The sequence below is a fragment of the Tritonibacter mobilis genome (assembly GCF_001681715.1).
Lineage (GTDB): Bacteria > Pseudomonadota > Alphaproteobacteria > Rhodobacterales > Rhodobacteraceae > Epibacterium > Epibacterium mobile.
Genome location: NZ_LNWY01000004.1, coordinates 22,919 through 46,805 on the forward strand (window position 1 = coordinate 22,919; position 23,887 = coordinate 46,805).

Sequence of the window (23,887 nt, forward strand, 5' to 3'; positions counted from 1 at the left end):
CTGCGATGATTACTCTGAAGCATCTGACAAAGAGCTTTCGGATCGGGTCGGGTCGAAAGTTCATTGCCAAGGAAATTAATGCAGTATTTCCTGATCGGACCTCGGTAGCTTTGCTGGGGCGCAACGGAGCTGGTAAGTCAACCCTCCTGAAGATTATCGGTGGAACTATGCGGCCGGATAGCGGGGCTGTCGACAGTTGCGGTGCTGTTTCCTGGCAAATAGGCTTTGCTGGCAGCTTCCACCCAGATTTGACTGGTGCCCAGAATACCCGCTTCATCGCCAGAGTTTACGGAATCGATACCGATAGCCTAGAAGACTACGTTCTGGATTTTTCCGAGCTAGGCGTGAGCTTCAAGATGCCGGTACGAACCTACAGTTCTGGGATGCGAGCACGCCTTGCTTTTGGCGTTTCGATGGGTATTCCATTTTCTTACTACTTAATTGATGAGGTGACCTCAGTCGGGGATGCTTCTTTCAAAGAGAAATGCCGCGCAGTGCTTCAAGACCGTCTGGATCGCGCAGGTTCAATTGTGGTTTCACACAGCGAGAGCACGCTCAAATCGATCTGTTCGGCTGGCGCCGTGCTAGAGGGTGGGAAACTGTTCTATTATGATGCAGTTGACGACGCGATCGCTCACCATAACGAAAATATGTCGGAGTCGCGCAATTGATCAGCAGGCAACTTAACATACAGGGCCTACCAAACCGGCGGGTAGATATCTTGCATCTGACTTCGGCTCATTCGGTTACTGACACTCGAATCTTTGTCAAAGAAGCGACGTCTTTAGCCGAGGCAGGGTTCCGTGTTGCCGTTGCTGGGCCTGGGGATGTTAACTGTCAACAGACCATTAATCAGGTTTCAGTCTTTAGCATTGAGCGGCCCGGCGGCCGCTTCGCGCGCTTTTCCAGTTTTGCTCTCAAATTATACCGTTTTTGCACAAGAATGAACCCACGGGTGGTTCACATTCATGACCCCGACCTGTTGTTACTCTCCTGGTGGTTGAAGCGACGCGGGATCAAGATTGTCTATGACGTGCATGAGGATTTTCCGAAAGCAGTTCTTTCCCGAACTTGGCTTGGGCCTGCTATAGCTCGTCGGGGAACGGCGAAACTCGTCGAAATGCTTGAGCAGTCCGCTGCCAGCTGGTTAGATGGAATTGTCCTTGCGGATTCGCAGCTTGCAAACAGGTTTCCGCTAGACCGAAGCATTGTAGCCCGAAATTATCTGAGTGTATCGGAATGGCCGACTAAATTTTTGGCACCAAAAGAAGAACTTTCAAGTTTGAAGTGTATTTATGTTGGTGACATCAGTGAAGCGCGCGGGCTAACGCGCATGTGTGACGCAATTCAGGAAGCGCATGAGGCTGGCATTCCTGCGACGCTTGAATTGGTTGGGCATATCAACGATTCTCAAATTCATTCCATCTCAAAGCATCCCGCCAATCGTCACATTAAGCTCCACGGCTGGGGCACGAGATCTGAAGTGGCGGAGAAGCTCGCCTCTTCAGACATAGCCTTTTGTCTTCTGGAGCCAACACCTGCCTACCGCGAGGCGTTGCCAGTTAAAGTACTAGAATACATTGCGTCAGGCCTGATAGTTATAGCAACAGACCTACCCCGACTTCGTAGAGAAACCCTGCTGAAAGAGGCAATCCACTTCGTTCCGTGGGAAGCCGAATCTGGCTCCTTGGGTGCAGCGATTGCGACTGTCGCTTCCTCGAGCAGTGCTCGAAAAGAACATTTGAAAAATGTGATTATTGGTCACTTTAACTGGTCTAGTGAAGCGACTAGATTGGTGGAGTTTTATTTCAGCGTGTTGTTAAATCCGCAAGAGCGGCAACCCAGTTTCAGTTAGTATTGAGCTCTTGGTACATTGCGATTAGCTTTCGTTCCTGCGCTTCCCATGAATACTTTTCGTTCAACTCAATCTGTCGGGCTACACTTCTTTCGAACTGACCATAGTTTTTGATCAACTCCAACATCTTCACTGCACAATGTTCAGGGCTGTCAGCACTATAGGTTAGGCCAAGGGAGTTCTCGGATACAAACGGACCCATCTCCAAAAGATCAGAGCAAATGATTGGGTTGCCCGAAAGGGTTGCTTCGAAGAGTTTGTTTGGCATCGCAAACTCATAGGAAAGCGTCACTGGCAGGATCGGGATGATCGATGCATTGGCGCTCGAAATATAATTTGCGACACGATGAGGTGCTACCGGCTGTAAAATGTGTACACAATCTTCCAGTCCATACGCACTTGCCAGTCGTTTGATGGCACGATCCTGCCCACTTTGAACTTTCCCAACGGCGACAAGGTGATATCGGCTGCCGAAACGTTCATTTGGATCTCTGAAATCTTGTATCCTTGAAAGTGCGATAATAGCGAGTTCAAGACCACGGTTCAGCGTGATATTGCCAGTGTAGACGAAAAGAAAATCTCTCGGATGCAGATTTAGGTCGGCTCGAACATCAAATCGGTCATAGACTTCCCATTTCTCCGGCATCGGTGTCGGTTCGACAGGCGGAGCATTGAACAGAACGGTAGGCCGATCAATACAGTATTCGTGCGCTAAGTAGTCTGCCGCCCGTTCAGTGACGGTAATGACCTTGTCTGCTTGAGGCAGATATTTGCGCTCCATGCGCTCGACTTGAATGCGCCGCAAATAGGGCAAGGGCGGACTACGATGCACTTCCAGTTCATGACTATCAAACACGAGCTTTGCACCAGTTCGTCTCGCGGCATTAGCAGCTGCAGGCAATGTCACTCCATCGTGCGAGTGAATAACGTCAGGGTTCCAAGCATCGATGTGAGAGCCGAACACAGACTCATACGTCCGATACATGAAAAATGTATGCCCAATCATGAGCACGCGCCGAACAACGGTATTGTAGGCGTAGCGGCCGAATTTCACTAAGAAGCTCATTGGTCTTTGTCCCTGTTTTGTATGGGTAGCGTTTCGACCATTGCGCGGTGCTTGTCACGATTCAGCGTTGGTATCTCTCTATATTTCTTTTCCCCGAGGTACATCATTCGCAGTATTTTCAATACATTCCACTCAAATCTTAAATACGTGACACCGTTTATTTCTTCTTGAATTGGAATGCCAAGCTTTGGCTTCCAAGTCGCAAGAATACAGACCTCATACCCTGCTCTAGCTAAAGACTCTGCCTCCTTGGTTACCCGATAGTCGGGGTTGCATGGATTCGACACGAGCATTACGACGCGCTTTTTCATATTCAAAAGTTCCAATGTGCGTATGCCAGAAACGCAGACGATTCTGCTTCACGTCCTTCAACGGAATGTGCGAATGAAATTCAACCACTTTTGATGTGGGAGCGCGAAGTTGCCTGTAACACGTTCCTCGTCGGCAACGTCCCGGACGACCACGCTACCTATGGTTACATGAACACATTTACCCAGCTTAACGCCGTTGCTGATCGAGCAGTTCGGTCCGAGAAAGCTATCATCACCTATTTCGACGCGCCCGGAAATTTCTGAACAAGCCGTGAGTTTCACGCGTTCCCCGACTTTGCAGTCATGCGCGACATGGACCTGACAGTCGAGCATCGTTTCCCTGCCGATAGTGGTGAATCCACCGAACGTCGCTCGTACAATCGTGCACTTGGCTTGAACCGTGACGTAGTCCCCAATCCTGACGCCTCCAGTTTGAGGAAGAACGCGCGATGGATTCGACCCTGCCATATGTTCAAAGGCTTCCATTCCAATGACGGTGCCTGCTCCGATAATGCAGTGGTTTCCGATGAGCGAGCGCGGCAGAATAACCGCGTTGGGGCCGACATGCGTATGCGCTCCGATCACCACGTCGTTCGGTGCGATATAAGCACCTTCCGAAACAACTGCAGTTGGGTCGACGCGAGTCCTGAAGCGTTTCCATTGAAAATTCTCGATCGCACTGACTGCCTCTTGGATCAATGCCACGGCGGCTTGCGGCGATGTAGCTGTCGCAAGCCCGAACTGTGAAGGCACAAGTTCAGCCAACTGCGGAGGCACCACAAAGGCGGCAATTCCTTCAAAGTCTCTGGCATACTCAAGATGTTCGGGCTTGGCTGCGGGGACAACCCGCCCGTCAAGATCCGTCGGAATCTTTCCCGCGTAGGCGATTTTCGCATCCCTTACCACATCCAAACCAGCAGCCTCGGCAAAATTAGAAAGTGATGACCGACGATAAGTGAACATTTGCCGAAACTCCTTGGCAATGGGTTTCCCCCAAAATTATTCACCTTTTACAATCGCGCATCATTCTTTACAAGCGCACCGAGCTGAGGGCCTTGAAACAACGTTGGACGGTATAACGGTATGAAGACAATCGGAATCTTAGGGATGGGCTATGTTGGGATCCCGCTTGCGCTACGAATTTCTGAGACTGGCAGCAAGGTGATTGGGTTCGACGTTGTCCATGAGCGGATTGAGGTTTTGAACTCTGGTAGAAGCCCGATCAAGCATTTTTCTGACACGGACGTTGCACGCATGGTCAATTCTAGCTTTGAAGGTACGACTGACTTCAGTCGCGCTGCTGAATGTGATGCGTTATTAATTTGTGTTCCAACGCCTCTTGATCGCTCACGTGAGCCGGATCTGAGCTTCGTGATCGCAACGATGGATACCATTGCCCCATATTTGCGTGCGGGCCAACTGCTTAGTCTTGAAAGCACCACTTGGCCAGGCACCTCTGAGGAAGTTCTCTTGCCATATGTCACCCGTGCTGGCCTTGAGGTCGGGGAAAACTTCTTCTTAGTTTATTCGCCAGAACGTGAAGATCCTGGAAATCAGAAGTTCGATACGCGATCAATCCCTAAGATCGTTGGCGGTCATACTCCAGCGTGCTTGGCTGCGGGCAAGGAACTTTATGGTGAATTTATTGACGTTGTTGTGCCGGTGAGTTCGACTCGTGCTGCCGAGATGGTCAAGCTGTTGGAGAATATTCACCGTTCTGTCAATATCGGTCTAGTCAACGAGTTGAAGGTCGTGGCTGATGCGATGAACTTGGACATTTTTGAAATAATCGACGCAGCTAAAACAAAACCCTTCGGTTTCACAGCGTACTATCCTGGCCCCGGTATCGGAGGTCACTGTATCCCAATCGACCCTTTTTATCTGACGTGGAAAGCGCGTGAATTTGGGCTGCATACACGCTTCATAGAATTGGCAGGCGAAATCAACGCTGCCATGCCCCAATATGTTGTCGACAAAACGATCCGAGCACTTAACGATGTAGGCAAAAGCCTCAAGGGTGCGAAGGTTCTGGCTCTGGGAATTGCCTACAAGCGTGATGTGGACGACATGCGAGAGAGCCCATCGGTGTTCGTGATGGAGCTGCTTCGTGAATGGGGTGCAGAGGTTCAGTATAGCGATCCGAATGTGCCCCATTTCCCAAAGATGCGTGAGCACAGTTTTGAACTTAGTTCGGTAGATCTAACCCCAGAAACTCTTACAGATTTTGACGTTGTTCTACTGCTTACCGACCACAGAGATTTCGAGTACGAAACGATCGTTGAACACGCCAAATTGGTTATCGACACGCGCGGTAAATTCCCCAATGCCGAGAACGTGCGACGGGCTTGAAGAGGTTAGAATGAAGAACTATGGGTTGATTGGCGCGGCTGGATACATCGCCCCGCGTCATTTGAGAGCGATTAAGGATACCGGTGGGACGCTTGGGTGCGCCTACGACATCAATGACAGTGTTGGCATCATGGATAGCTACTTCCCAGATGCTGCTTTTTTCACAGAGTTCGAACTGTTCGAAGACCACATCTACAATAGTCGCAGCAAGGGATTCGGCTGTGATTATATGGCGATTTGCTCGCCAAACTTCCTACACAAGGCCCACTCCGCGTTCGCTCTACGGGCTGGGATTGACACGATATGTGAGAAGCCTCTCGTGTTGAACACGTCTGATCTGGATGAACTTGAGGACATAGAAAACGAAACAGGAAAAAAGATCTATTCGATCCTGCAGTTGCGCTTGCATCCCGCCATAATCGCACTTCGTGACAAGGTCGCCGCAGACACCAGCGGCAAGACCTACGATGTAGATCTTGGCTACTTCACATCGCGGGGTGCTTGGTATAGCGCAAGTTGGAAAGGCTTCGAGCACAAATCGGGTGGAATCGCGACAAACATTGGCGTCCATTTTTTTGATATGTTGTCATTCATTTTCGGCTCTCAAAAAGTTAGCATCGTGCATCATCGCTCGGACGACGCTGCCGCTGGTTACCTAGAGTTTGAGCGTGCTAGGGTCCGTTGGGTTCTTTCGATCAATCGTCAACACCTACCAACTCACACCCCACTGGGGCAAACGACACATCGTTCCATTACCGTCGACGGTGAAGAGATTGAATTCTCTGGTGGGTTTACGGATCTACACACAGCGAGCTATCAGAATATTCTGGATGGCAAAGGTTACGGTCTTAAAGTGGTGCGTCCGTCTATTGAAACCGTTAGCCATATTCGTACCGCGCCTATCGAACTGAATAAGGGCGAACACCACCCTGACATCGCGCGCGTTGTTGGCGCGTAGCGCCTAGTATTCGGAGTCTGAATATGCAATTCATTGATCTTGCGGCACAGCAGCAACGTATCAAGGATAAAATTGACGCGCGTATCGCTCGAGTTTTAGAGCATGGTAGCTATATCATGGGGCCCGAGGTCAGAGAATTTGAAGATTCATTGTCTTCATTTTCTGGCGCCAAGCATAGCCTAACATGTGCCAATGGTACAGATGCTTTGCTTTTAGCCTTAATGGCTCTTAAAGTGCGGTCAGGTCAAGCCGTGCTCTGTCCTTCTTTTACCTTTGCTGCGACTGCGGAAGTTATCCCCTCCGTCGGAGCCGTCCCCGTGTTTGTCGACTGCGATCCGGATACCTACAACATTGATCCACGGAGTCTTGAGAGGAGCATAGCTTACGCAAAGTCGCTGGGTTTGAAGCCGACAGTTGTAATTGCAGTTGACTTGTTTGGGCTACCCGCTGACTATGACGAAATTGAGGAAATTACAGCTGCCGAAGGGATGAAACTGATCGCCGACAGTGCGCAGGGATTTGGCGGAGTATATAAGGGTCGTAATTCTGGTACTATTGGTGATTTTTGTACCACCTCATTTTTCCCTGCAAAACCCTTGGGTTGCTACGGTGACGGCGGTGCGATTTTTACTGATGATGACGAAGCAGCCGAGTTGATCAAGTCCTTTCGGGTTCATGGCAAAGGTCACCATAAATACGATAACTGTCGAATCGGAATGAACTCTCGCCTCGATACGATTCAGGCGGCCATCTTATGTGAAAAACTTGGAATTTTCTCGGACGAATTGAATAAGCGCAATGCTGTTGCCCAACGATATTCCGCTGCTTTATCGAATCTCCTTAAGACACCACTTGTCCCGGGTGGGCTTAAATCCAGCTGGGCGCAATACACGGTTCAGCCACGGCTTGATCTGAACCGCGATGTCATCATTCGGCATTTGAAATCCGTTGGTGTGCCGACAGCTGTTTACTATCCGTTGCCTCTACATTTGCAGAGTGCTTATAGATGTTTCCCTAAAGATCCTGAGGGATTGTTGGTATCGGAGGATGTTGCGTCCAAGGTGTTCAGCTTGCCAATGCATCCTTACTTGACGGTAGAAGATCAAGACGCGGTGATCAGCGCCCTGCATGATTGTGGTTGAGTTCAAAACGACATATGAGCGTAAGCAACCTTTAGTCACAGTGCTCATGCCCTGCAAAAATGCGGTAGCAACAATTGGCGAAGCAATACGCTCCGTTCAGGAGCAAACGCTACAGGACTGGGAGCTTATTGCCTCAGACGATGGTTCTGACGACGGCACTCAAGATGTCATTGCATCAATCTCGGAAGCTGACCCCAGGATAACGCTTCTTGAATATCACGGTAGGCAACGAGGCGCTAGTGCGGCTCGTAATCGTGCACTTGATAGTGCAACTGGTCGCTACATCGCATTTCTCGATGCCGATGATTTGTGGCTTCCTACGAAATTGGAAGTTCAGATTGGCGCAATGCAATCGCAATCTTCTCCATTTAGTTGCAGTGCATATTGGGTCCGCCGTGAACGCAGGGCCGACCTGCTGCGTCAACCGCCCAAGCACCTAACGCGACAGCTTTTGCTGAAAGGGAATAGGATCGGCTGTCTGACTGTAATCTACGACAGTAAAGTGTTCGGAAAACAACCAATGCCTGATATCCCACTCCGACATGACTATGCGCTTTGGCTGCACTTGTTGAAATTAACTCCGACAGCAATTGGCCTACAGGAGGTGTTGGCAATTCACCACCGCCATTCTGGATCGTTAAGCTCGAATATATTTCGTGCAAGCCTTGCAACTTGGCACATGCTCCGAACAGAGGCAGGGTTACCGCCGCTTGCGGCAGCAAACACACTCATGCGGCACCTGTTAGGACGGATCTATAGAGGTTAGCTTTGGCGTTCGACGAACTGTGCATCGGGCGACAGATCATTGAGCTACCCCCGAATTTCGGAGAGAGACGGTAGCTACGATGTGCGGTTTACGTTTCTTCAACGAAAGTTGACCAGAGATGCCAAAACGCAAGCAGCGTTCGCTGACTTCAAGGCGAGGGTCGCGCTGGAAGCTTTGAAAGGCGGGGAGACGGCGGCCAAGCTGGCGAGTCACTACGGCGTCCATCTGACATTAATCCATCGATGGAAGCGAGCCCTGTTGGCAGACGCCTCCAGTGTGCTCGAGCGCGGTGGCCGTAAGCAACCTGAAATTGACGAGGAGCAGGTGAATGAGCTTTACGCCAAGATCGGAAAGCTGGCGGTGACCAGATCTTTCTTGGAACGAAAGCTGAAACTCTGGGCCGGGAAGTGAGGTGCGGCAAGATCATGCCTGACCAACTGTCAGCATTGCAAGCGGATGTCGATCGTGCGCTCGTCCAATGACCACGAGCCAAGGAGAGCGAAGAGACACGACAAATATCCATGCTTGTTGAGGGGCTTGGGGTTGGATCACCCGAACCAGGTCCGGTGATCGGACACCACCTATCTGCCCATGCAGCGTGGGATTCTCTATCAGGTGGCGATCATGGACTAGCACGCCCACAAGCTGCCCTCTTGGCGGAACTAAAACGTTGTGGTGCCGACTTCTGTGTCAAGTCGCTGAACGAGGCAATCCAAGAGTCGGTTCGCCCGAGACGATGAATACGGATCAGTAGGGCAGCCATTTCACGTCCTTCGCCTGGCCGGATAGGCTGCGCCAATCCGGCATCCACATCCCAATATATGGAAAAGGCTGGTTTCTAGACAACATGTTCATCGAGAGTCTGTGACGCATCCTAATACGAGTGTGTATCGACCCAGTGAAAATCTGCTCATGCTACAAGGGAGAACGTAGCGATGAGTATGATGATGGACGACCGCATCAAACAGTGGACGGCTCGCCGCGCCGGATCACCTTGGGGCCGCGGGTGGCCACTTCGCCCGCAGATCGCGCCATCAGCCCGCCCATATTGCGGCGCAAATCGCCGTCGGTGATGATACCCGTGAGGCGGCCACCCTCGACCAGCCCCGCAAGGCCAAAACCCTTGGCGGTCATGGTCAAAAGCGCGTCGGACATCGGGGTGTCCGGCGCCACGAGGGGCAGGGCGTCGCCCGTGTGCATCAGCCCATCCACCAGTATCAGCTGCGCGCCGAGCTTGCCGCCGGGGTGGAAGACCTTGAAATCTTCGCGCTCAAAGCCGCGCCGCTTCATCAATGCCACCGCCAGCGCATCGCCCATCGCCAGCGTCGCCGTGGTCGAGGTGGTGGGCGCCATGCCGATGCCGCAAGCCTCCGGCGCGTCGGGCAGCAGCAGCACCACATCGGCCTGGGTCGCGAGGGTGCTCTCAGCCTTGCGGGTGATGGCAATCAGCGGGATCGCAAAGCGGCGGCTATAGGTGACGATATCGGCCAATTCAGACGTTTCGCCGGAATTGGAAATCACCAAGCAGACATCGCGCGGCGTCACCATGCCAAGATCGCCGTGGCTGGCCTCGGTGGCATGTACAAATTGCGCCGGCGTCCCCGTCGAGGCCAGGGTGGCGGCGATCTTATTGCCGATATGGCCGGATTTGCCGACGCCCGACACGATCACGCGCCCTTCCATGGCCTCGAGGATCTCCACCGCCCTGAGCTGTGCATCGCCCACCTCGGCGGCCATCCGCGTCAGCGCGGCCGCTTCAACGGTCAGCACGCGGGCCATTTCGGCAAGGGTTTCATCACAGGTCAGTACTCGCGGTGTCATGGCGCGGTCTCCGTCGGGGTGGCACTCTTAGCCTTGTGTAGGCGGCGCAGCCGGGAAAGACCAGCGCGCCCGGTTCCGGGGGCTCTTCTTGTCCCAATTGCAGGGTGGTGGAAAAAATTTCAAACCCATGTCGAAAAAAGCAACGCATAAACGTCCTAGGAGCATGAACCACCACAGGGAAGGGAGATTTCATGGTGTTTTCAATCACGCCGATCTATGCGCTCACCGTCGCAGTGATCTGGCTTATCCTCTGGTTTCGGGTCACTGCCCTGCGCAGTGCCATGGGACAATCCATCGGCGATGGCAGTGATCCGCAGCTGTTGTTGCGCATCCGCCAGCACGGCAACTGCGCGGATTGGGCCGCCTTTGTGCTGATCCTGATGATCCTTGCCGAAGGCATGGGCGCGCCTGCGCTTTATCTCCATATCTCCGGCGGCTTGCTGGTGATCGGACGCACTGCGCATCCTTTTGGCCTGAAGGTTGAAAACGCAGGCCATCCGCTGCGTTATGTGGGCAATGGCACCAATATTCTCGCCGCCCTCAACGCCATGGTTTGTCTTGGCGTCAATATCCTTGGCATCTGAGGCCTGAAACACGTACTGATAAAGGACTTTATTATGAAATACATGCTTCTGATCTATGCCGCACCGGACCGCGAACCAGCCTATGGCACGCCCGAGTTTGATGAGATGATGGCAGGCTTTGCCGCCACCAGCGAGAAAATGAACGCCGATGGCGTCATGATCGACGGCGAAGGCCTGCAAGGCAGCGAGACCGCCACCTCGCTGCGGATCACCGCTGGCAAGGTCGAGACCATGGATGGCCCCTTTGCCGAAACCCGCGAACATCTCGGCGGCTATTACGTGATTGATGTGCCCGATCTGGACACGGCGCTTCGATATGCCGAGATGATCCCGGTGGCGCATTTTGGCACCATCGAGGTGCGGCCTTTGATGGATTATAACCCCGCAGGCTGACTGACATGAAAAGCGCCGTCCCCAGTGCCATCGCCGTGCAGCAGGTCATTGATGATGTGATGCGCCGCGACAGGGGACGGCTGCTGGCGGGTCTGATTGCCCGCCTTGGGGATTTCCAACTGGCGCAGGATGCCCTGCAGGAGGCGGCGATCTCGGCGCTCAAACATTGGGGCCGCTCCGGCGTGCCCCATGCGCCTGTGGCCTGGCTGATGCGGGCCGGGCTCAACAAGGGGATAGACCAGCTGCGCACGCGCCAGCGCGAAGGACGCAAGGCAGGCGCCCTGGGGCTGATCACGCCCGACCGGGTAGAGATGGAGATTGCAGAAACCATCCCCGATGAGCGTCTGCGGCTGATCTTCACCTGCTGTCATCCGGCGCTGGAGGAAAAATCCCGCGTCGCCCTGACCCTGCGCACGGTCTGCAGTCTGACCACGCGCGAAATTGCCGCCGCCTTTCTCGACAGCGAACAAACCATGGGCCAGCGCCTGTCCCGCGCCAAGGCCAAGATCCGCGCCAAGGGCATCGGGTTTCAGGTGCCAGAGCCCGACCAGTGGTCCGAACGGCTGAGCACGGTGCTCTCCACGCTCTATCTGATTTTCACCACCGGCTATGTGAATGAGGAGGCAGGGGTGGAGCAGGGCACTCGCGATCTCTGCCGCGAGGCGATTTATCTGGTGCGGCTTTTGTGCGCGCTGCGCCCGGATGACCCCGAAATTGAGGGCGCGCTGGCCCTGATGCTGCTGACAGAGTCCCGCAGGGCCGCCCGCATTGGCTCGGATGGAGCAATGCGCCCAATCGAGGACCAAGACAGCAGCCTCTGGCAACACGCAGCCATCACCGAGGCGCAGGTTCTGCTGGCACAGGCCGTTCTGCGCCGCAAGCCCGGCGCGTTTCAGATCAAGGCCGCCATTGCGGATTGCCATATGATGCGCCCAAAACCTGACTGGGCGCAGATGGCGCTGCTCTATCAGGCGCTTTGGCGGTTTGAGCCAACCCCGGTGGTGGCGCTCAATCAGGCGGTGGTCATGGCAGAGCTGGGCCAGCGCGCGCAGGCTCTGGAAAACTTGCGCGCCTTAGAGGGCGAGCTTGGCAGGTTTCAGCCATGGCATGCGGCAATGGCACATGTGCTGGCACAGGAGGGTCAGATTGAGGACGCCCAACGCGCCTATGCGCAGGCCATAAAAACCGCGCCCAATGATGCTGCGCGCCGGTTTCTGGCTTTGAAATGCGCAAAATTATAACATAATAACAATTATGGGGAGTTAAGGTGCGCATGTCGCGGAGATCACCCCGGATAGATCCAAAGCGCTTCATCCGCCTGAAGAGAAGCGACGACCTCTCTTGCACGGGCCACAGCGTCCCGTCTGGGGCCTACCCCCATGTGGTTCACCTCAATATCAATGAGATACCTCACAACGCCCTCTGCAGATGCGCCCCTGCGAAGTTGACCCGCGGCTTGAAGAAGATAGCTGTCATACTCATCCGCGAACGACTGGCAGTCTGCGTCATGCCACGTTTGCCCATCAGCCAAAAGCCCGATTGGGTCCCACTTGGACCAGCCAATATCCCGCAATCGTGAGAGCTTAATTTTGGGTGGTGATGTGTGTGGCGGATCAAGCTGGGGCATGTCTCAGAGCAATTGGAATATCTCTCTCGATGACAGATGACCTGATCCAACAAGGCGTTTCAAGCCCAGTGGATATCGGAGCGCCCTGCTCGCGTTGCCCTCCGTCGCGCGCAGAAACGAAGATGCATTGTTTGAAGCTGATGGGCGAAAGCCCTCGGTCGACAAGTTGCAGAAATCCTAGCCCGCCTTGCCGTTCGCAGTCCCTACACCGCTCTTGGCATACCCGTCTCAGAACACTTAGAATAAGTCTGCCTAGAGCGACGGGAAACACGCCCTGCAATGGGTTCGTGTAAAAAGCCCCTATGCAAATGAGTTTTCCGATCACACATAGGGGTGTCCGCATACCGGCCGAGATTGAAGCGGCCATCAAAAAGTGCTTTTAGCGCCGGAAATAGAAAAAAGGGGCCAGCAGGTGTTAAACAGGCACGTCACGCAGCATTTTCACACCGAATGGGTGTGGAGCCAAGCTAAGCGTTTTGAGATCGAGCGGCTGGTCCAGTTCCGCGAAGATGTCTTAACTCGGAGTTCTGGTGCGGGCGCCTACCCGGATAACGAGACTTGTCTCTGCCAGGAGGTGGTGACACGTCTGCAGAAACCGGTACGGCAACAGCGCATCTCGGAGGTCACACATTGAAAAAGGCACTCATTACAGGCGTCACAGGCCAAGACGGCTCCTATTTGGCAGAGTTCTTACTGGAGAAAGGATATGAGGTGCATGGCATCAAGCGCCGCGCCTCCTTGTTCAATACTCAGCGGGTTGATCACATCTATCAGGACCCGCATGTGGACAATGCTCATTTCAAGCTGCACTACGGCGATCTGACAGACAGCTCTAACCTGACCCGGATCATTCAGGACGTGCAACCAGACGAGGTCTACAACCTCGGTGCCCAGAGCCATGTCGCGGTTTCCTTTGAAAGTCCGGAATACACCGCCGATGTGGATGCTATGGGAACGCTGCGGCTCTTGGAGGCAATCCGTTTCCTCGGCCTGGAAAAGAAGACCCGCTTCTACCAGGCGTCGACCTCGGAGCTGTATGGGTTGGTGCAAGAAACCCCGCAGCGCGAGACCACGCCGTTCTACCCGCGCTCGCCTTATGCGGTGGCCAAGCTCTATTCCTACTGGATTACGGTCAATTATCGTGAGGCCTATGGGATGTATGCCTGCAACGGCATCCTGTTCAACCACGAGAGCCCGCGCCGCGGCGAGACCTTCGTGACCCGCAAGATTACTCGCGGTTTGGCCAATATCGCGCAAGGGCTGGAGCCCTGCCTGTATATGGGTAACATTGATGCGCTGCGCGACTGGGGGCATGCCAAGGATTACGTACGGATGCAGTGGATGATGCTGCAACAAGAGTTGGCGGAAGATTTTGTGATCGCCACCGGCAAGCAATATTCGGTGCGTCAGTTCATTTCTTGGGCCGCTGCTGAGTTGGGCATCCAGCTGGAATTTACCGGGAACGGTGTTGAGGAAATCGCCACTGTCGTTGCGATTGAGGGTGACAAAGCGCCAGCCTTGAAACCCGGGAGCGTAATTATGCGTATCGACCCCCGTTATTTCCGCCCAGCAGAAGTGGAGACGCTGCTCGGAGACCCCTCCAAAGCCAAGGAAAATCTGGGGTGGGTACCGGAGATTACAGCGCAGGAAATGTGTGCGGAGATGGTCACCGAAGACCTTAAGACGGCTCGCCGCCACGCGCTTTTGAAAAAGCACGGTATGGAAATGCCCGTCAGTATTGAAGGCTGAGGAGCACGGCATGGCCTATGATCTCAAAGGAAAACGCATCTTTGTTGCAGGACACCGTGGTATGGTCGGCTCTGCCGTCGTACGCCGTTTGGCAACTGAAGACTGTGAGGTAATCACCGCCGCCCGCGAGGACCTCGATTTGGTCGATCAGGCTGCCGTGAATGCCTGGATGCAAGAACAGCGTCCCGATGCCATCGTCATGGCTGCGGCCAAGGTCGGCGGCATCAAAGCAAACAACGATTTCCCGGTGGACTTCCTCTACAAGAATTTGATGATTGAAACGAACATCGCCCAAGCCGCCCATGAGGCGGATGTCGAACGTTTCTTGTTCTTGGGATCCTCCTGCATCTACCCAAAGTTCGCGCCCCAACCGATCCCCGAGGACAGTTTGCTGACAGGCGCGCTGGAGCCCACCAATGAATGGTATGCTATTGCTAAGATAGCGGGCATAAAGCTGATGCAGGCTTATCGACAGCAGTACGGTCGCGACTGGATTTCGGCGATGCCGACCAATCTATACGGTCCGGGCGACAATTATGACCTGAACTCCTCCCACGTGCTGCCAGCGCTTCTACGCAAGTTCCACGAAGCCAAAGCAGCTGGGGCTGCTTCAGTAGAGCTGTGGGGGTCCGGCACGCCGCTGCGCGAATTTATGCATTGCGACGATCTGGCGGATGCGTTGGTGTTTCTGCTGAAAGAATATTCGGGCCATAGCCACGTCAATGTCGGCTCAGGCACAGAGGTCAGCATCCGCGCGCTGGCAGAGACCATCGCCCGGGTGGTGGGCTATGAAGCAGAGCTGGTGTTCGACGCCAGCAAACCCGACGGCACCCCGCGCAAACTGATGGACAGCACCACCCTGCACCGGCTGGGCTGGAATCAGGCCCGCCCGCTGGAGGATGGCATCCGCCAGACTTATGCCCATGCGCTACAGACTGAGTTTACGTGAGCTGTCTCCTGACAAACACGAAAGCATGCCCAATCTTGGTTGTCGCTGAGCACTTCTGATGCTGCCGCCCGTAGAACGAGAGGTATCTGATGCCTCCAAACCTACGATAAAGCGCGCGTTCCACCCGTCTGGTTGTCTATTTCGGCAGCATAAATCTCGCCTGAAACCTATGGCAGCCGGATCGGCGGGGCTGTGGTGACCAACTGGTTGATCTGGCTCAGGTGTTCGGGCAGGCAGCGGGTCAGGAAATCATAATCCTGCATCACCCGCGCCCGAGCCCGCGCCCCAAGGGCTGCAAAATCATCAGGCCGCGCCAGCACCTCGGCCACCTGTGCTGCCAGCGCCTCGGGATCAAAGAAATCCACCAACAGGCCGGTTTCATTATGGCTGATGGCCTCGCGCACCGGCGCCACATCAGCCGCCACAATCGTCGCCTCCATCGCCATCGCCTCCAGGAGCGACCAGCTCAGCACAAAAGGCATGGTCAGATAGATATGACAGCGCGACAGCTGAATGATCCGGCACAGATCCGCATAGGGCACCCGGCCGAGGAAATGCACCCGGCTCCAGTCCACGTGCTGGCCGACCTCCGCCTCCATCTCGCCGCGCAAGCCGCCGGGGTGATCGCTTTCGCGCCCGTATGAGGCCTCATTGCCGCCGATCATCAGGATGCGCGCATTGGGCCGGGCGGCCTGAATGGCGGGCAGCGCCCGCATCATGATGTGAAAGCCGCGGGCCCGCTCCATATTGCGCGCCACATAGGTCACGATCTCATCGCCGCGCGAAATCGGCTGCTCCAGCCGCCCCAGCGTGATCTGTGCATCCGGGTTTGCGTGCAGACGATCGGCGCGGATGCCATCGTGGCAGACATACATCTTGTCGTGAAAGGACGCAGGGAAACGGTCGCGCTGCCAATAGGTCGGCACATGCCCCAGATCCACCACCTCACGGTTGAGGCAAGGCACCACATTGCGGGCGCGGTTGAAATAGGGCGCATGAGGGCCGGGGGGCTGTTCGGGGTCAAAGCCCACCATGCCGCCGTCCATGCTGTAGTAATATTCAAAGAAGCCAATGATCGGCACATCCGGCCACAGATCCTTAAAGAAACTCAGCTCCCCCCAACCGGTATGACCAAGAATGATATCGGGGCGAAACCCGTGTTCCTGTTCAAACTTCTGCGCCGCCTGCACCGCGCCAAAGCCCGCACCCGCCGCCGCTTCCCAGTCCTTGGCAAGACCAAAGCCATCCTTTGCCGGCGTATGAAACGCTTTGTAGACCAGCGTATGAACGCCCGGGATTTTCACATCCCCGCGCTGGCTCAGGAACACCAGCTTATGTCCTCCCTGTGCCGCAAGCCACCGCACCAGTTCACGATACTGGCCCGGCATGTTCTGATGCACAAAAAGGATCTTCATCCGCCCTGCCCCGCCTTAGCCCAAAAGCCGCTTCAGATAAGTGCCATAGCTGTTTTTCTTGAACAATTCCGCCCGCTCTGCCAGCGCCTCCCGGCTGATCCAGCCCGCATGATAGGCGATTTCCTCCAGACAACCGGTCTGCAGGCCCTGACGCTCGTGCAAGGTGCGCACAAAATTGCCCGCATCCAGAAGGCTGCCATGGGTGCCGGTATCAAGCCAGGCATAGCCACGCCCCATGGTTTCGACCGAAAGTTGGCCCTCGTTGAGATACATCTGCAAAAGATCGGTGATTTCCAGCTCGCCCCGCGCCGAAGGCTGAACCTTACGGGCGCGCGCAGGCGCAGTACCATCCAGAAAATAAAGCCCCGTCACCGCGTAGTTCGACGGCGGCACCTCGGGTTTTTCAATGATCTGATGCGCCCGTCCTTCGCCATCAAAGGAAACCACGCCGTAACGCTCGGGATCGGAGACGTGATAGCCAAAGACGGTGCCGCCCACCTCCTTGGCATCCGCCGCCGCTAGAAGGCTCGGCAACCCATGGCCAAAAAAGACGTTATCGCCCAGCACCAGCGCCGAGGGCGCGCCCGCAAGGAACTCTTCGGCCAGAATAAAGGCCTGCGCCAGACCATCGGGGCTGGGTTGCTCCACATAGGTCAGGCTGACGCCCCACTGGCTGCCATCGCCCAAGAGGCGCTTGAACTGATCGGCGTCCTGCGGCGTGGTGATGACGCAGATCTCGCGAATACCTGCAAGCATCAGCACCGAGATCGGATAATAGATCATCGGTTTGTCATAAAGCGGCAGGAGCTGCTTTGAGACAGCCATGGTGATCGGATAAAGCCGGGTGCCGGAGCCTCCGGCGAGAATAATACCTTTGCGCTGCGTCACTCTGCGAGCTCCTTTAAAATATCGCGCAGCCCGCTGCGCCAGTCGGGCTGCGGGATGCCAAAAACAGTCTCTAACGTGGTGCAATCCAGCCGTGAGTTCAGTGGCCGCACCGCCGGGGTTGGATAGTCAGATGTGGGGATGTCCGCCACTTCGCAGGCCAGACCGCTTTGGGCAAAGATCTCTGCGGCAAAGCCTGCCCAGCTGACATATGGCGCGCCCTGCAGGTGATAGATGCCAGATTTTGAAGGCTCCGCACGCAGCTGCCCGGCCATCTCGACACAGGCCCGTGCGATGTCACGCGCGGGCGTTGGCGCGCCGATCTGATCGCCGACAATCGTCAAGCGATCCCGCTCCGCACCAAGGCGCAGCATGGTCTTGACGAAATTATTGCCATGGGCCGAGACCACCCAAGAGGTGCGCAGGATCGCATAAGTCCCGCCCGCCGCGATCACCGCCTCTTCGCCTGCGCGTTTGCTGCGGCCATAGGCATTGGGCGGCGCCACCGGATCATCCGTCTGCCACGCCGCCGTGCCACTGCCCGCAAAGACATAATCGGTCGAGATATGGACAAAGGGAATGCCCGCCTGCACGCAGGCCGCCGCCATCGCACCGGGGGCCGCCCCGTTGATAATAGTGGCCAGTTCTTCCTCAGATTCGGCCTTATCAACCGCCGTATAGGCGGCGGCATTGATCACCGCCTGCGGGCTGATCTCCCGAATAAGGGCCGCGCAGGCCCCGGGGTCCGACAGATCCGCGCGCGCACGCCCCACAGAGATCACCCCCTCATAGCTCGCCAATTCCCGCGCCACTTGCCCGGTTGCGCCAAACACAAGGATGCTCATATCCGCCCCTTCTTCATCTTTTCCCAAATACCTCCGCCGGAGGCCCTGTTTTCCACGCGCCCTCGCCGCAACCACAAGGTCAGTGCCAATCCCCAGATTGCCAGTTCAAGCAGGAAGGTCCAGTGCAACAGGAATGACAAAACCCAGTGGTCTTGCGTCGCTGGTACCACCGTCAGGGACATCAGCCTGTCGTCCAGTGGTGCGAGCCACATGATGCCGCCCCCGATACTGTCCAGAACCAGATGCATAAAGATCGCGGCGAAAAACACCAGCGCAGCGTTTAGCCAGCGGCGTGCAAAAAAACCGATCAGAGGCAGAGTGACCAGTGCAACCCCGGCCCAGAACGCAGGCACATGCACCCAGTAGCGGTGGTGATGAAAGGCCCGATCATCCACGAAATAGAACCAGATCATATCTAGATCAGGGAAAACCGCACCGATCAGCGCGACCGGCAGCAGACCGGGAAAGGTACGGCGGGGAACTTGCGCAAGTATATATCCGGAGGGCAAATGCGCCGTCAGCATAACAGAATCCTTTGCAGACTAAATCTCTGCCTGCTCACTTTCCGGTCCCAAGACGCTCGCCCACGCCCTTGCGGGACTGAAGTGCGCGCCACCAGTCCTCATTGTCGAGATACCATTGCACGGTTTTCGCCAGACCTTCCTCGACGGTCACCGACGGCCGCCAGCCCAGTTCCTCGCGGATACGGGAGGGATCAATCGCATAGCGCGCATCATGGCCCGGACGATCGGTCACAAAGGTGATCTGCTCTTTATAGGATGCCCCGTCGCCGCGCGGGCGCTTGTCATCAAGGATCGCACAGAGTGTTTCGACCAGCTCAAGGTTGGTGCGCTCATTCTCGCCGCCCACATTATAGCTGCGCCCGTTTTCGCCCTTCTGCAACACCAGCAACAGCGCATCTGCGTGATCTTCCACATAGAGCCAGTCGCGAATGTTGGAGCCATCGCCATAGATCGGCAGGGCCTTACCGGCGAGCGCATTCAAAATCACCACCGGGATGAGTTTTTCCGGGAAGTGAAAGGGGCCGTAGTTGTTGGAGCAATTGGTCAGCACCACCGGCAGCCCATAGGTTTCATGCCAGGCGCGCACCAGATGATCGCTCGAGGCTTTGGAGGCCGAATAGGGCGAGCGCGGATCATAGGCAGTCTCTTCCGTGAACATCACCGATTTATCGGCCGGCAAACTGCCATAGACCTCATCGGTCGAGATATGATGGAAGCGGAAATGGGCGGGTTTGCCCACCGCCACCCAGAATTTGCGCGCGGCTTCGAGCATGTTGAAAGTGCCGGTCACATTGGTCTCGATGAAATCACCGGGCCCATCAATCGAGCGGTCCACATGGCTCTCGGCGGCCAGATGCATCACCGCATCCGGCGCGTGCAGGGCAAAGATCCGATCCAATGCGGCGCGGTCGCGGATGTCGGCCTGCTCAAACGCATAGCGCGGGCTCTCGGCGACACTGGCGACATTGTCCAGACAGGCCGCATAGGTCAGCGCGTCCAGATTGACCACCTCATGGCCCGCCGCAATCGCTTGGCGCACCACCGCAGAGCCGATAAACCCCGCTCCCCCCGTCACCAGTATCTTCATGGGTCCTGCTCCTTGCCCAACCGTTCCAGCCCCGCAGCCCCTGTGGCTGTGGCGTCTTTGCTTTGTCTTGCCTGCGCCTGACCGCGCCCCATCCGCCCCAGCGACTTGTGACGCAAGTTCAGGAAATACCGCTCATAATGGCGAAAGCTCAGCTCCGCCAACAGGAAGGTACCGCCCCAGTAGAGGAGAAGAAAGACCGCACTGTCCTGCGCCAGTCCGATCTGTTCCCCCAGCAGGCGCACCACATGCAGCACCAGAAGATGCAACAGATAAATCCCGTAGCTCACCACGCCCACCCGCACCAGCGGCCGCAGGCGCAAGAGCGGGTGCATCCAGCTGTCTTCGCGCAGCACCAGCGTCGCCAGCCAGCCGGTCATCGCCAGGTGCACCAATAGATAGGGCACGCCCGCCAAGACCTGCGGCAAGAGACCAAAGATCAGCGCCAGCAAAATGCCAAACAGTCCAAAAGGCATCCACCGGTGGCCAAACACACGCCACAGCAGCGCAAAGCCGCGTGGCTGATGCAGCATCAATGCCAGCCCCGCCCCCAGAAGCAGCGGCGCATAGGTGGCATCGGGCAGATGCACCCAAAGCGGGCCCAGCTGAAACGCTGTGATGCCCAAAGCGCCCAGCATCCCGGTCACTGCCACCACATTGAGCGCCACCCCAAACAGCACCACCGCCCCCCAATAGCGCGGCGGCAGCCAGATCATCACCAAAGGCCAGATCAGATAGAACTGCTCCTCCATCGACAGCGACCACGTCGGATAAAGCGTCGGAATATGTTCGGTCAGGAAATTGGCAAAGAATAGATAATAGGCCGGCCAGATCTGCAGCACCTCAAGATGGCCGCGCCCGATCACAAAATAGATCCCGGCCAGTGTCACCACCAGATAATAGAGCGGCAGGATCCGCAAGGCGCGCCGCCAGTAAAACCCCCTGAGCGAGATCGCCCCCGCCCGGTCGCGCTCGCGCAACAAAAGCGTGGTGATCAAAAAGCCCGAGATCACAAAAAACAGATCCACCCCCAGAAAGCCGCGCGACCATGCGCCCCCCTCCTGCGCCAAGGCGCTGTGGTGGATCAGCACCGCAAGGATCGCCAAGGCCCGCAAACCATCCAGCGCCCCAAAGCGGGTCCGCTCCAGATAGGCGCGATGGGCTTGGGACGCGGTCAGCTCTGGCATAGGGATCAGATGCGAAAGGGGCTTTTGAAATCTGCCAGCGCCTGTGCGGCTGTGTCCTTTTCAGACAGGATCGGCTGGCCGGTGAAGCCCCAGTCGATATCGCAGCTGTCCCAGCGCACGGCACCGTCACATTCGGGCGCGTAGTAGTCGGTGCATTTATAGATGATCTCGGTCATCGGCGCGCGGGTGATAAACCCGTGCAAGAACCCTTTGGGCACCAGCATCTGCCGCCCGTTTTCTGCCGTCAGCTCCACCCCGACCCAGTCTCCATAGGTGGGAGACCCCACACGGACATCCACCGCCACATCAAAGAGCGCGCCCTGACCGCAGCGCACCAGCTTATCCTGCGCATGGGGGGGGGCCTGAAAATGCAGGCCGCGAATGGTGCCGACCTCGGCCGACATGGAGTGATTGTCCTGAACGAAATCCAGATCGATCCCATGCGCTTCCATCCGCTGCCGGTTCCAGCTTTCCGAGAAAAAGCCCCGTTCATCGCCAAACCGCGCAGGGGTCAGGATCTTGACGCCGGAAAGTTTCGTATCTTCGATCTGCACGTTTTTCTGCTCCATTTCAGGCCGCCCTCGGGCGGTGCGGGCAACCTATACGCTCTTTTGTAAACTGAAAACCAGACACGAGTTAACTTTGCAGATAAGGGGGCGCGATTGCACCATTGGTTGTGAAGTACCGTTAAGCCTAAATAACAAGATTAAGTTCCAAGCGGGTAAGGCAGACATACACAAGATTTGCAGCGATGCGGGCAACTATCCAACTGGCTCCTCTCTGATAGGTCGTAGGTAGCGCTTCCGCCAAACAAGTGTGGATGCCGTGCTCAAATACATGCTTTTCATGTGGCTCATCTAGTACAACGAAGATAGTTGACATGAGGAGATTTGGTTGTGGGGATCAATACGACGATACATGTTACGCATCTGTAGCGGCAGGCTCACATCGGAAACAATCAAGTCGTTCGAAAAAAGACTGTCATTCACGGTACACTACGTGCATCGGCAGTATTCGATTTGAGACGCTCAAACATAATTATGTTCAATCGGTTCTGAGCCAGTGTCGGAGTATGAGCAGTTTTATGGTAGGGAAAAACGCGGCGTCAAGGACCTGAGATCAAAGTTGGTCTCACTTTGGTTGATCGACTGACCGATGCTGCTCGGAATGTTTCAGGCAAGCTTTTCACGCGTGACATGTATGGTGTCGACTGGTGCGATAGACTATTTTCGAGAACGGGATGAGAAATATGAAAACAGCACTTATTACCGGAGTGACCGGGCAAGATGGCTCTTACCTTGCGGAATTTCTGCTTGGAAAAGGCTACGTCGTGCACGGCATTAAACGCCGTCCTCTCTGTTCAATACAGACCGCGTGGATCACATCTACCAAGATCCGCATGTCGACAATGCCAGTTTCAAGCTCCACTACGGAGATCTAACGGACACATCAAACTTAACGCGGATCCTCCAAGAAGTGCAGCCAGACGAAGTCTATAATCTGGGTGCTCAGTCGCATGTTGCAGTGTCTTTTGAAGCGCCAGAATATACAGCAGATGTGGATGCCATCGGTACTTTGAGGCTTCTAGAGGCCATACGTTTCTTGGGTTTGGAGGAAAAAACCAAATTCTATCAAGCTTCAACATCTGAACTCTACGGATTAGTGCAAGAGACTCCCCAGCGCGAAACTACACCATTTTATCCGCGCAGCCCTTACGCCGTGGCAAAAATGTATGCATTCTGGATCACTGTGAACTACCGTGAGGCCTATGGCATGTATGCTTGTAACGGCATTTTGTTCAATCACGAGAGCCCGCGGCGCGGTGAGACCTTCGTTACCCGTAAAATTACCCGTGGCCTAGCTAACCTTGCTCAAGGATTGGAGTCTTGTCTTTATCTGGGCAATATCGATGCATTGCGTGATTGGGGCCACGCCAAGGATTACGTGCGAATGCAATGGTTGATGCTGCAGCAAGAGGCGCCAGAGGACTTTGTGATTGCCACTGGGCTTCAATACTCCGTGCGCCAATTTGTTGAGTGGTCTGCGGCCGAGCTGGGCATCTACCTTGAGTTTTCCGGCAGCGGCGTTGAAGAGATAGCCACCGTAGCGGCGATTGAGGGCGACAAGGCGCCCGCACTGAAACCAGGGGATGTTGTACTGCGCATTGATCCGCGCTATTTCCGCCCCGCTGAAGTAGAGACCCTTTTGGGTGATCCATCCAAAGCCAAATCAAAACTGGGCTGGGCACCAGAAATCTCGACGCAAGAGATGTGCGCCGAAATGGTGGCCGAAGATCTCAAGACTTCACGCCGACACGCGCTGCTGAAAGAGCACGGTTACGCGCTGCCGATCAGTCTTGAAAGTTGAACAGATGCTG

23 protein-coding genes and 2 pseudogenes are annotated in these 23,887 nt (G+C 55.5%); 14 read left to right on the plus strand and 11 right to left on the minus strand.

What is annotated here, in order from left to right; all coding sequences use genetic code 11:
* Window positions 1–5 precede the first annotated feature (5 nt).
* Window positions 6–671: an ABC transporter ATP-binding protein gene (locus UB90_RS03325; RefSeq protein ID WP_065326162.1), complete on the plus strand. Its 666-nt coding sequence runs from the start codon at window positions 6–8 to the stop codon at window positions 669–671.
* 50 nt (window positions 672–721) lie between these two features.
* On the plus strand, window positions 722–1,855 hold the full coding sequence (locus tag UB90_RS03330) for a glycosyltransferase (protein ID WP_162559153.1): 1,134 nt from the start codon (window positions 722–724) through the stop codon (window positions 1,853–1,855).
* Here UB90_RS03330 and UB90_RS03335 read toward each other — a convergent pair.
* The 3 genes from UB90_RS03335 to UB90_RS03345 are packed head-to-tail and all read right to left on the minus strand — an operon-like array spanning window position 1,848 to window position 4,195.
* Entirely contained in the window at window positions 1,848–2,921 is a 1,074-nt protein-coding gene (locus UB90_RS03335; protein ID WP_065326164.1) for a glycosyltransferase, read from the minus strand. The genes UB90_RS03330 and UB90_RS03335 overlap by 8 nt on opposite strands.
* Window positions 2,918–3,232: a hypothetical protein gene (locus tag UB90_RS03340; protein ID WP_065326165.1), complete on the minus strand. Its 315-nt coding sequence runs from the start codon at window positions 3,230–3,232 to the stop codon at window positions 2,918–2,920. The genes UB90_RS03335 and UB90_RS03340 overlap by 4 nt, the downstream gene beginning before the upstream one ends.
* Window positions 3,233–3,289: 57 nt before the next feature.
* Window positions 3,290–4,195 carry a DapH/DapD/GlmU-related protein gene (locus UB90_RS03345; RefSeq protein ID WP_065326166.1) on the minus strand — a complete coding sequence of 302 codons (906 nt, stop codon included), beginning with the start codon at window positions 4,193–4,195 and terminating at the stop codon, window positions 3,290–3,292.
* Window positions 4,196–4,315: 120 nt separating this feature from the next.
* Here UB90_RS03345 and UB90_RS03350 point away from each other — a divergent pair, with 120 nt between their 5' ends.
* The 5 genes from UB90_RS03350 (at window position 4,316) to UB90_RS03370 (ending at window position 8,858) form a co-directional block, all read left to right on the plus strand.
* Complete coding sequence (locus UB90_RS03350) at window positions 4,316–5,581, plus strand: nucleotide sugar dehydrogenase (RefSeq protein ID WP_065326167.1); 1,266 nt, start codon at window positions 4,316–4,318, stop codon at window positions 5,579–5,581.
* Window positions 5,582–5,591: 10 nt separating this feature from the next.
* On the plus strand, window positions 5,592–6,539 hold the full coding sequence (locus tag UB90_RS03355) for a Gfo/Idh/MocA family protein (RefSeq protein WP_065326168.1): 948 nt from the start codon (window positions 5,592–5,594) through the stop codon (window positions 6,537–6,539).
* 23 nt (window positions 6,540–6,562) lie between these two features.
* Entirely contained in the window at window positions 6,563–7,681 is a 1,119-nt protein-coding gene (locus tag UB90_RS03360; protein WP_110613662.1) for a DegT/DnrJ/EryC1/StrS family aminotransferase, read from the plus strand.
* Complete coding sequence (locus UB90_RS03365) at window positions 7,668–8,447, plus strand: glycosyltransferase family 2 protein (RefSeq protein ID WP_074712604.1); 780 nt, start codon at window positions 7,668–7,670, stop codon at window positions 8,445–8,447. The genes UB90_RS03360 and UB90_RS03365 overlap by 14 nt, the downstream gene beginning before the upstream one ends.
* A gap of 108 nt (window positions 8,448–8,555) precedes the next feature.
* Window positions 8,556–8,858: a transposase gene (locus UB90_RS03370; RefSeq protein WP_065326276.1), complete on the plus strand. Its 303-nt coding sequence runs from the start codon at window positions 8,556–8,558 to the stop codon at window positions 8,856–8,858.
* Between the two features lie 549 nt (window positions 8,859–9,407).
* Here UB90_RS03370 and UB90_RS03375 read toward each other — a convergent pair.
* Window positions 9,408–10,268, minus strand: a complete 861-nt coding sequence (locus tag UB90_RS03375; RefSeq protein ID WP_227512073.1) for a KpsF/GutQ family sugar-phosphate isomerase — start codon at window positions 10,266–10,268, stop codon at window positions 9,408–9,410.
* A gap of 191 nt (window positions 10,269–10,459) precedes the next feature.
* On the opposite strand from UB90_RS03375, the gene UB90_RS03380 reads away from it, so the two are divergent.
* From UB90_RS03380 to fcl, 6 genes and pseudogenes are all read left to right on the plus strand, one after another.
* Window positions 10,460–10,852, plus strand: coding sequence for an MAPEG family protein (locus UB90_RS03380; RefSeq protein ID WP_065326170.1), 393 nt, complete (start codon window positions 10,460–10,462; stop codon window positions 10,850–10,852).
* 33 nt (window positions 10,853–10,885) lie between these two features.
* Complete coding sequence (locus UB90_RS03385) at window positions 10,886–11,245, plus strand: YciI family protein (RefSeq protein WP_065326171.1); 360 nt, start codon at window positions 10,886–10,888, stop codon at window positions 11,243–11,245.
* Between the two features lie 5 nt (window positions 11,246–11,250).
* Entirely contained in the window at window positions 11,251–12,486 is a 1,236-nt protein-coding gene (locus UB90_RS03390) for an RNA polymerase sigma factor (protein WP_065326172.1), read from the plus strand.
* A gap of 490 nt (window positions 12,487–12,976) precedes the next feature.
* Window positions 12,977–13,118 (plus strand): annotated as a pseudogene (locus tag UB90_RS23050) (IS5/IS1182 family transposase); the annotation flags it as partial.
* Between the two features lie 384 nt (window positions 13,119–13,502).
* The gene (gene gmd, locus UB90_RS03405; protein ID WP_065326175.1) at window positions 13,503–14,621 is read left to right on the plus strand and encodes a GDP-mannose 4,6-dehydratase; all 1,119 of its coding nucleotides are present in this window, start codon (window positions 13,503–13,505) and stop codon (window positions 14,619–14,621) included.
* A gap of 10 nt (window positions 14,622–14,631) precedes the next feature.
* Window positions 14,632–15,570 (plus strand): GDP-L-fucose synthase, encoded by a 939-nt coding sequence (fcl, locus tag UB90_RS03410; RefSeq protein WP_065326176.1) that lies wholly within the window; start codon window positions 14,632–14,634, stop codon window positions 15,568–15,570.
* Between the two features lie 167 nt (window positions 15,571–15,737).
* Here the strand turns inward: fcl and UB90_RS03415 are convergent, their stop codons facing one another.
* The 7 genes from UB90_RS03415 to rfbC are packed head-to-tail and all read right to left on the minus strand — an operon-like array spanning window position 15,738 to window position 22,064.
* Window positions 15,738–16,985 (minus strand): glycosyltransferase family 4 protein, encoded by a 1,248-nt coding sequence (locus tag UB90_RS03415; RefSeq protein ID WP_065326177.1) that lies wholly within the window; start codon window positions 16,983–16,985, stop codon window positions 15,738–15,740.
* Between the two features lie 15 nt (window positions 16,986–17,000).
* On the minus strand, window positions 17,001–17,873 hold the full coding sequence (gene rfbA / locus UB90_RS03420) for a glucose-1-phosphate thymidylyltransferase RfbA (RefSeq protein ID WP_065326178.1): 873 nt from the start codon (window positions 17,871–17,873) through the stop codon (window positions 17,001–17,003).
* Window positions 17,870–18,715, minus strand: coding sequence for a dTDP-4-dehydrorhamnose reductase (gene rfbD / locus UB90_RS03425; RefSeq protein ID WP_065326179.1), 846 nt, complete (start codon window positions 18,713–18,715; stop codon window positions 17,870–17,872). Before rfbD ends, rfbA begins: the two co-directional genes overlap by 4 nt.
* Window positions 18,712–19,239 carry a metal-dependent hydrolase gene (locus UB90_RS03430; protein ID WP_065326180.1) on the minus strand — a complete coding sequence of 176 codons (528 nt, stop codon included), beginning with the start codon at window positions 19,237–19,239 and terminating at the stop codon, window positions 18,712–18,714. The genes rfbD and UB90_RS03430 overlap by 4 nt, the downstream gene beginning before the upstream one ends.
* Window positions 19,240–19,273: 34 nt before the next feature.
* Window positions 19,274–20,326, minus strand: coding sequence for a dTDP-glucose 4,6-dehydratase (gene rfbB / locus UB90_RS03435; RefSeq protein WP_065326181.1), 1,053 nt, complete (start codon window positions 20,324–20,326; stop codon window positions 19,274–19,276).
* Window positions 20,323–21,510 (minus strand): acyltransferase family protein, encoded by a 1,188-nt coding sequence (locus tag UB90_RS03440; RefSeq protein WP_065326182.1) that lies wholly within the window; start codon window positions 21,508–21,510, stop codon window positions 20,323–20,325. The genes rfbB and UB90_RS03440 overlap by 4 nt, the downstream gene beginning before the upstream one ends.
* 5 nt (window positions 21,511–21,515) lie before the next feature.
* Complete coding sequence (gene rfbC / locus UB90_RS03445) at window positions 21,516–22,064, minus strand: dTDP-4-dehydrorhamnose 3,5-epimerase (protein WP_110613664.1); 549 nt, start codon at window positions 22,062–22,064, stop codon at window positions 21,516–21,518.
* A gap of 695 nt (window positions 22,065–22,759) precedes the next feature.
* Between rfbC and gmd (UB90_RS03450) the strand changes: the two are divergent.
* Window positions 22,760–23,877, plus strand: a pseudogene (gene gmd, locus UB90_RS03450) (GDP-mannose 4,6-dehydratase).
* Window positions 23,878–23,887: the final 10 nt, after the last annotated feature.

Excerpts from the sequence above, each read along its gene's own strand:
- fcl (WP_065326176.1), top strand. The coding sequence starts at position 14,632 with ATGGCCTATGATCTCAAAGGAAAACGCATCTTTGTTGCAGGACACCGT.
- rfbD (WP_065326179.1), bottom strand. The coding sequence starts at position 18,715 with ATGAGCATCCTTGTGTTTGGCGCAACCGGGCAAGTGGCGCGGGAATTG.
- rfbB (WP_065326181.1), bottom strand. The coding sequence starts at position 20,326 with ATGAAGATACTGGTGACGGGGGGAGCGGGGTTTATCGGCTCTGCGGTG.
- UB90_RS03390 (WP_065326172.1), top strand. The coding sequence starts at position 11,251 with ATGAAAAGCGCCGTCCCCAGTGCCATCGCCGTGCAGCAGGTCATTGAT.
- UB90_RS03440 (WP_065326182.1), bottom strand. The coding sequence starts at position 21,510 with ATGCCAGAGCTGACCGCGTCCCAAGCCCATCGCGCCTATCTGGAGCGG.
- UB90_RS03385 (WP_065326171.1), top strand. The coding sequence starts at position 10,886 with ATGAAATACATGCTTCTGATCTATGCCGCACCGGACCGCGAACCAGCC.
- UB90_RS03380 (WP_065326170.1), top strand. The coding sequence starts at position 10,460 with ATGGTGTTTTCAATCACGCCGATCTATGCGCTCACCGTCGCAGTGATC.
- UB90_RS03375 (WP_227512073.1), bottom strand. The coding sequence starts at position 10,268 with ATGACACCGCGAGTACTGACCTGTGATGAAACCCTTGCCGAAATGGCC.
- UB90_RS03350 (WP_065326167.1), top strand. The coding sequence starts at position 4,316 with ATGAAGACAATCGGAATCTTAGGGATGGGCTATGTTGGGATCCCGCTT.
- UB90_RS03335 (WP_065326164.1), bottom strand. The coding sequence starts at position 2,921 with ATGAGCTTCTTAGTGAAATTCGGCCGCTACGCCTACAATACCGTTGTT.
- UB90_RS03365 (WP_074712604.1), top strand. The coding sequence starts at position 7,668 with ATGATTGTGGTTGAGTTCAAAACGACATATGAGCGTAAGCAACCTTTA.
- UB90_RS03415 (WP_065326177.1), bottom strand. The coding sequence starts at position 16,985 with ATGAAGATCCTTTTTGTGCATCAGAACATGCCGGGCCAGTATCGTGAA.
- UB90_RS03325 (WP_065326162.1), top strand. The coding sequence starts at position 6 with ATGATTACTCTGAAGCATCTGACAAAGAGCTTTCGGATCGGGTCGGGT.
- UB90_RS03345 (WP_065326166.1), bottom strand. The coding sequence starts at position 4,195 with ATGTTCACTTATCGTCGGTCATCACTTTCTAATTTTGCCGAGGCTGCT.
- UB90_RS03430 (WP_065326180.1), bottom strand. The coding sequence starts at position 19,239 with ATGCTGACGGCGCATTTGCCCTCCGGATATATACTTGCGCAAGTTCCC.
- UB90_RS03355 (WP_065326168.1), top strand. The coding sequence starts at position 5,592 with ATGAAGAACTATGGGTTGATTGGCGCGGCTGGATACATCGCCCCGCGT.
- UB90_RS03340 (WP_065326165.1), bottom strand. The coding sequence starts at position 3,232 with ATGAAAAAGCGCGTCGTAATGCTCGTGTCGAATCCATGCAACCCCGAC.
- UB90_RS03360 (WP_110613662.1), top strand. The coding sequence starts at position 6,563 with ATGCAATTCATTGATCTTGCGGCACAGCAGCAACGTATCAAGGATAAA.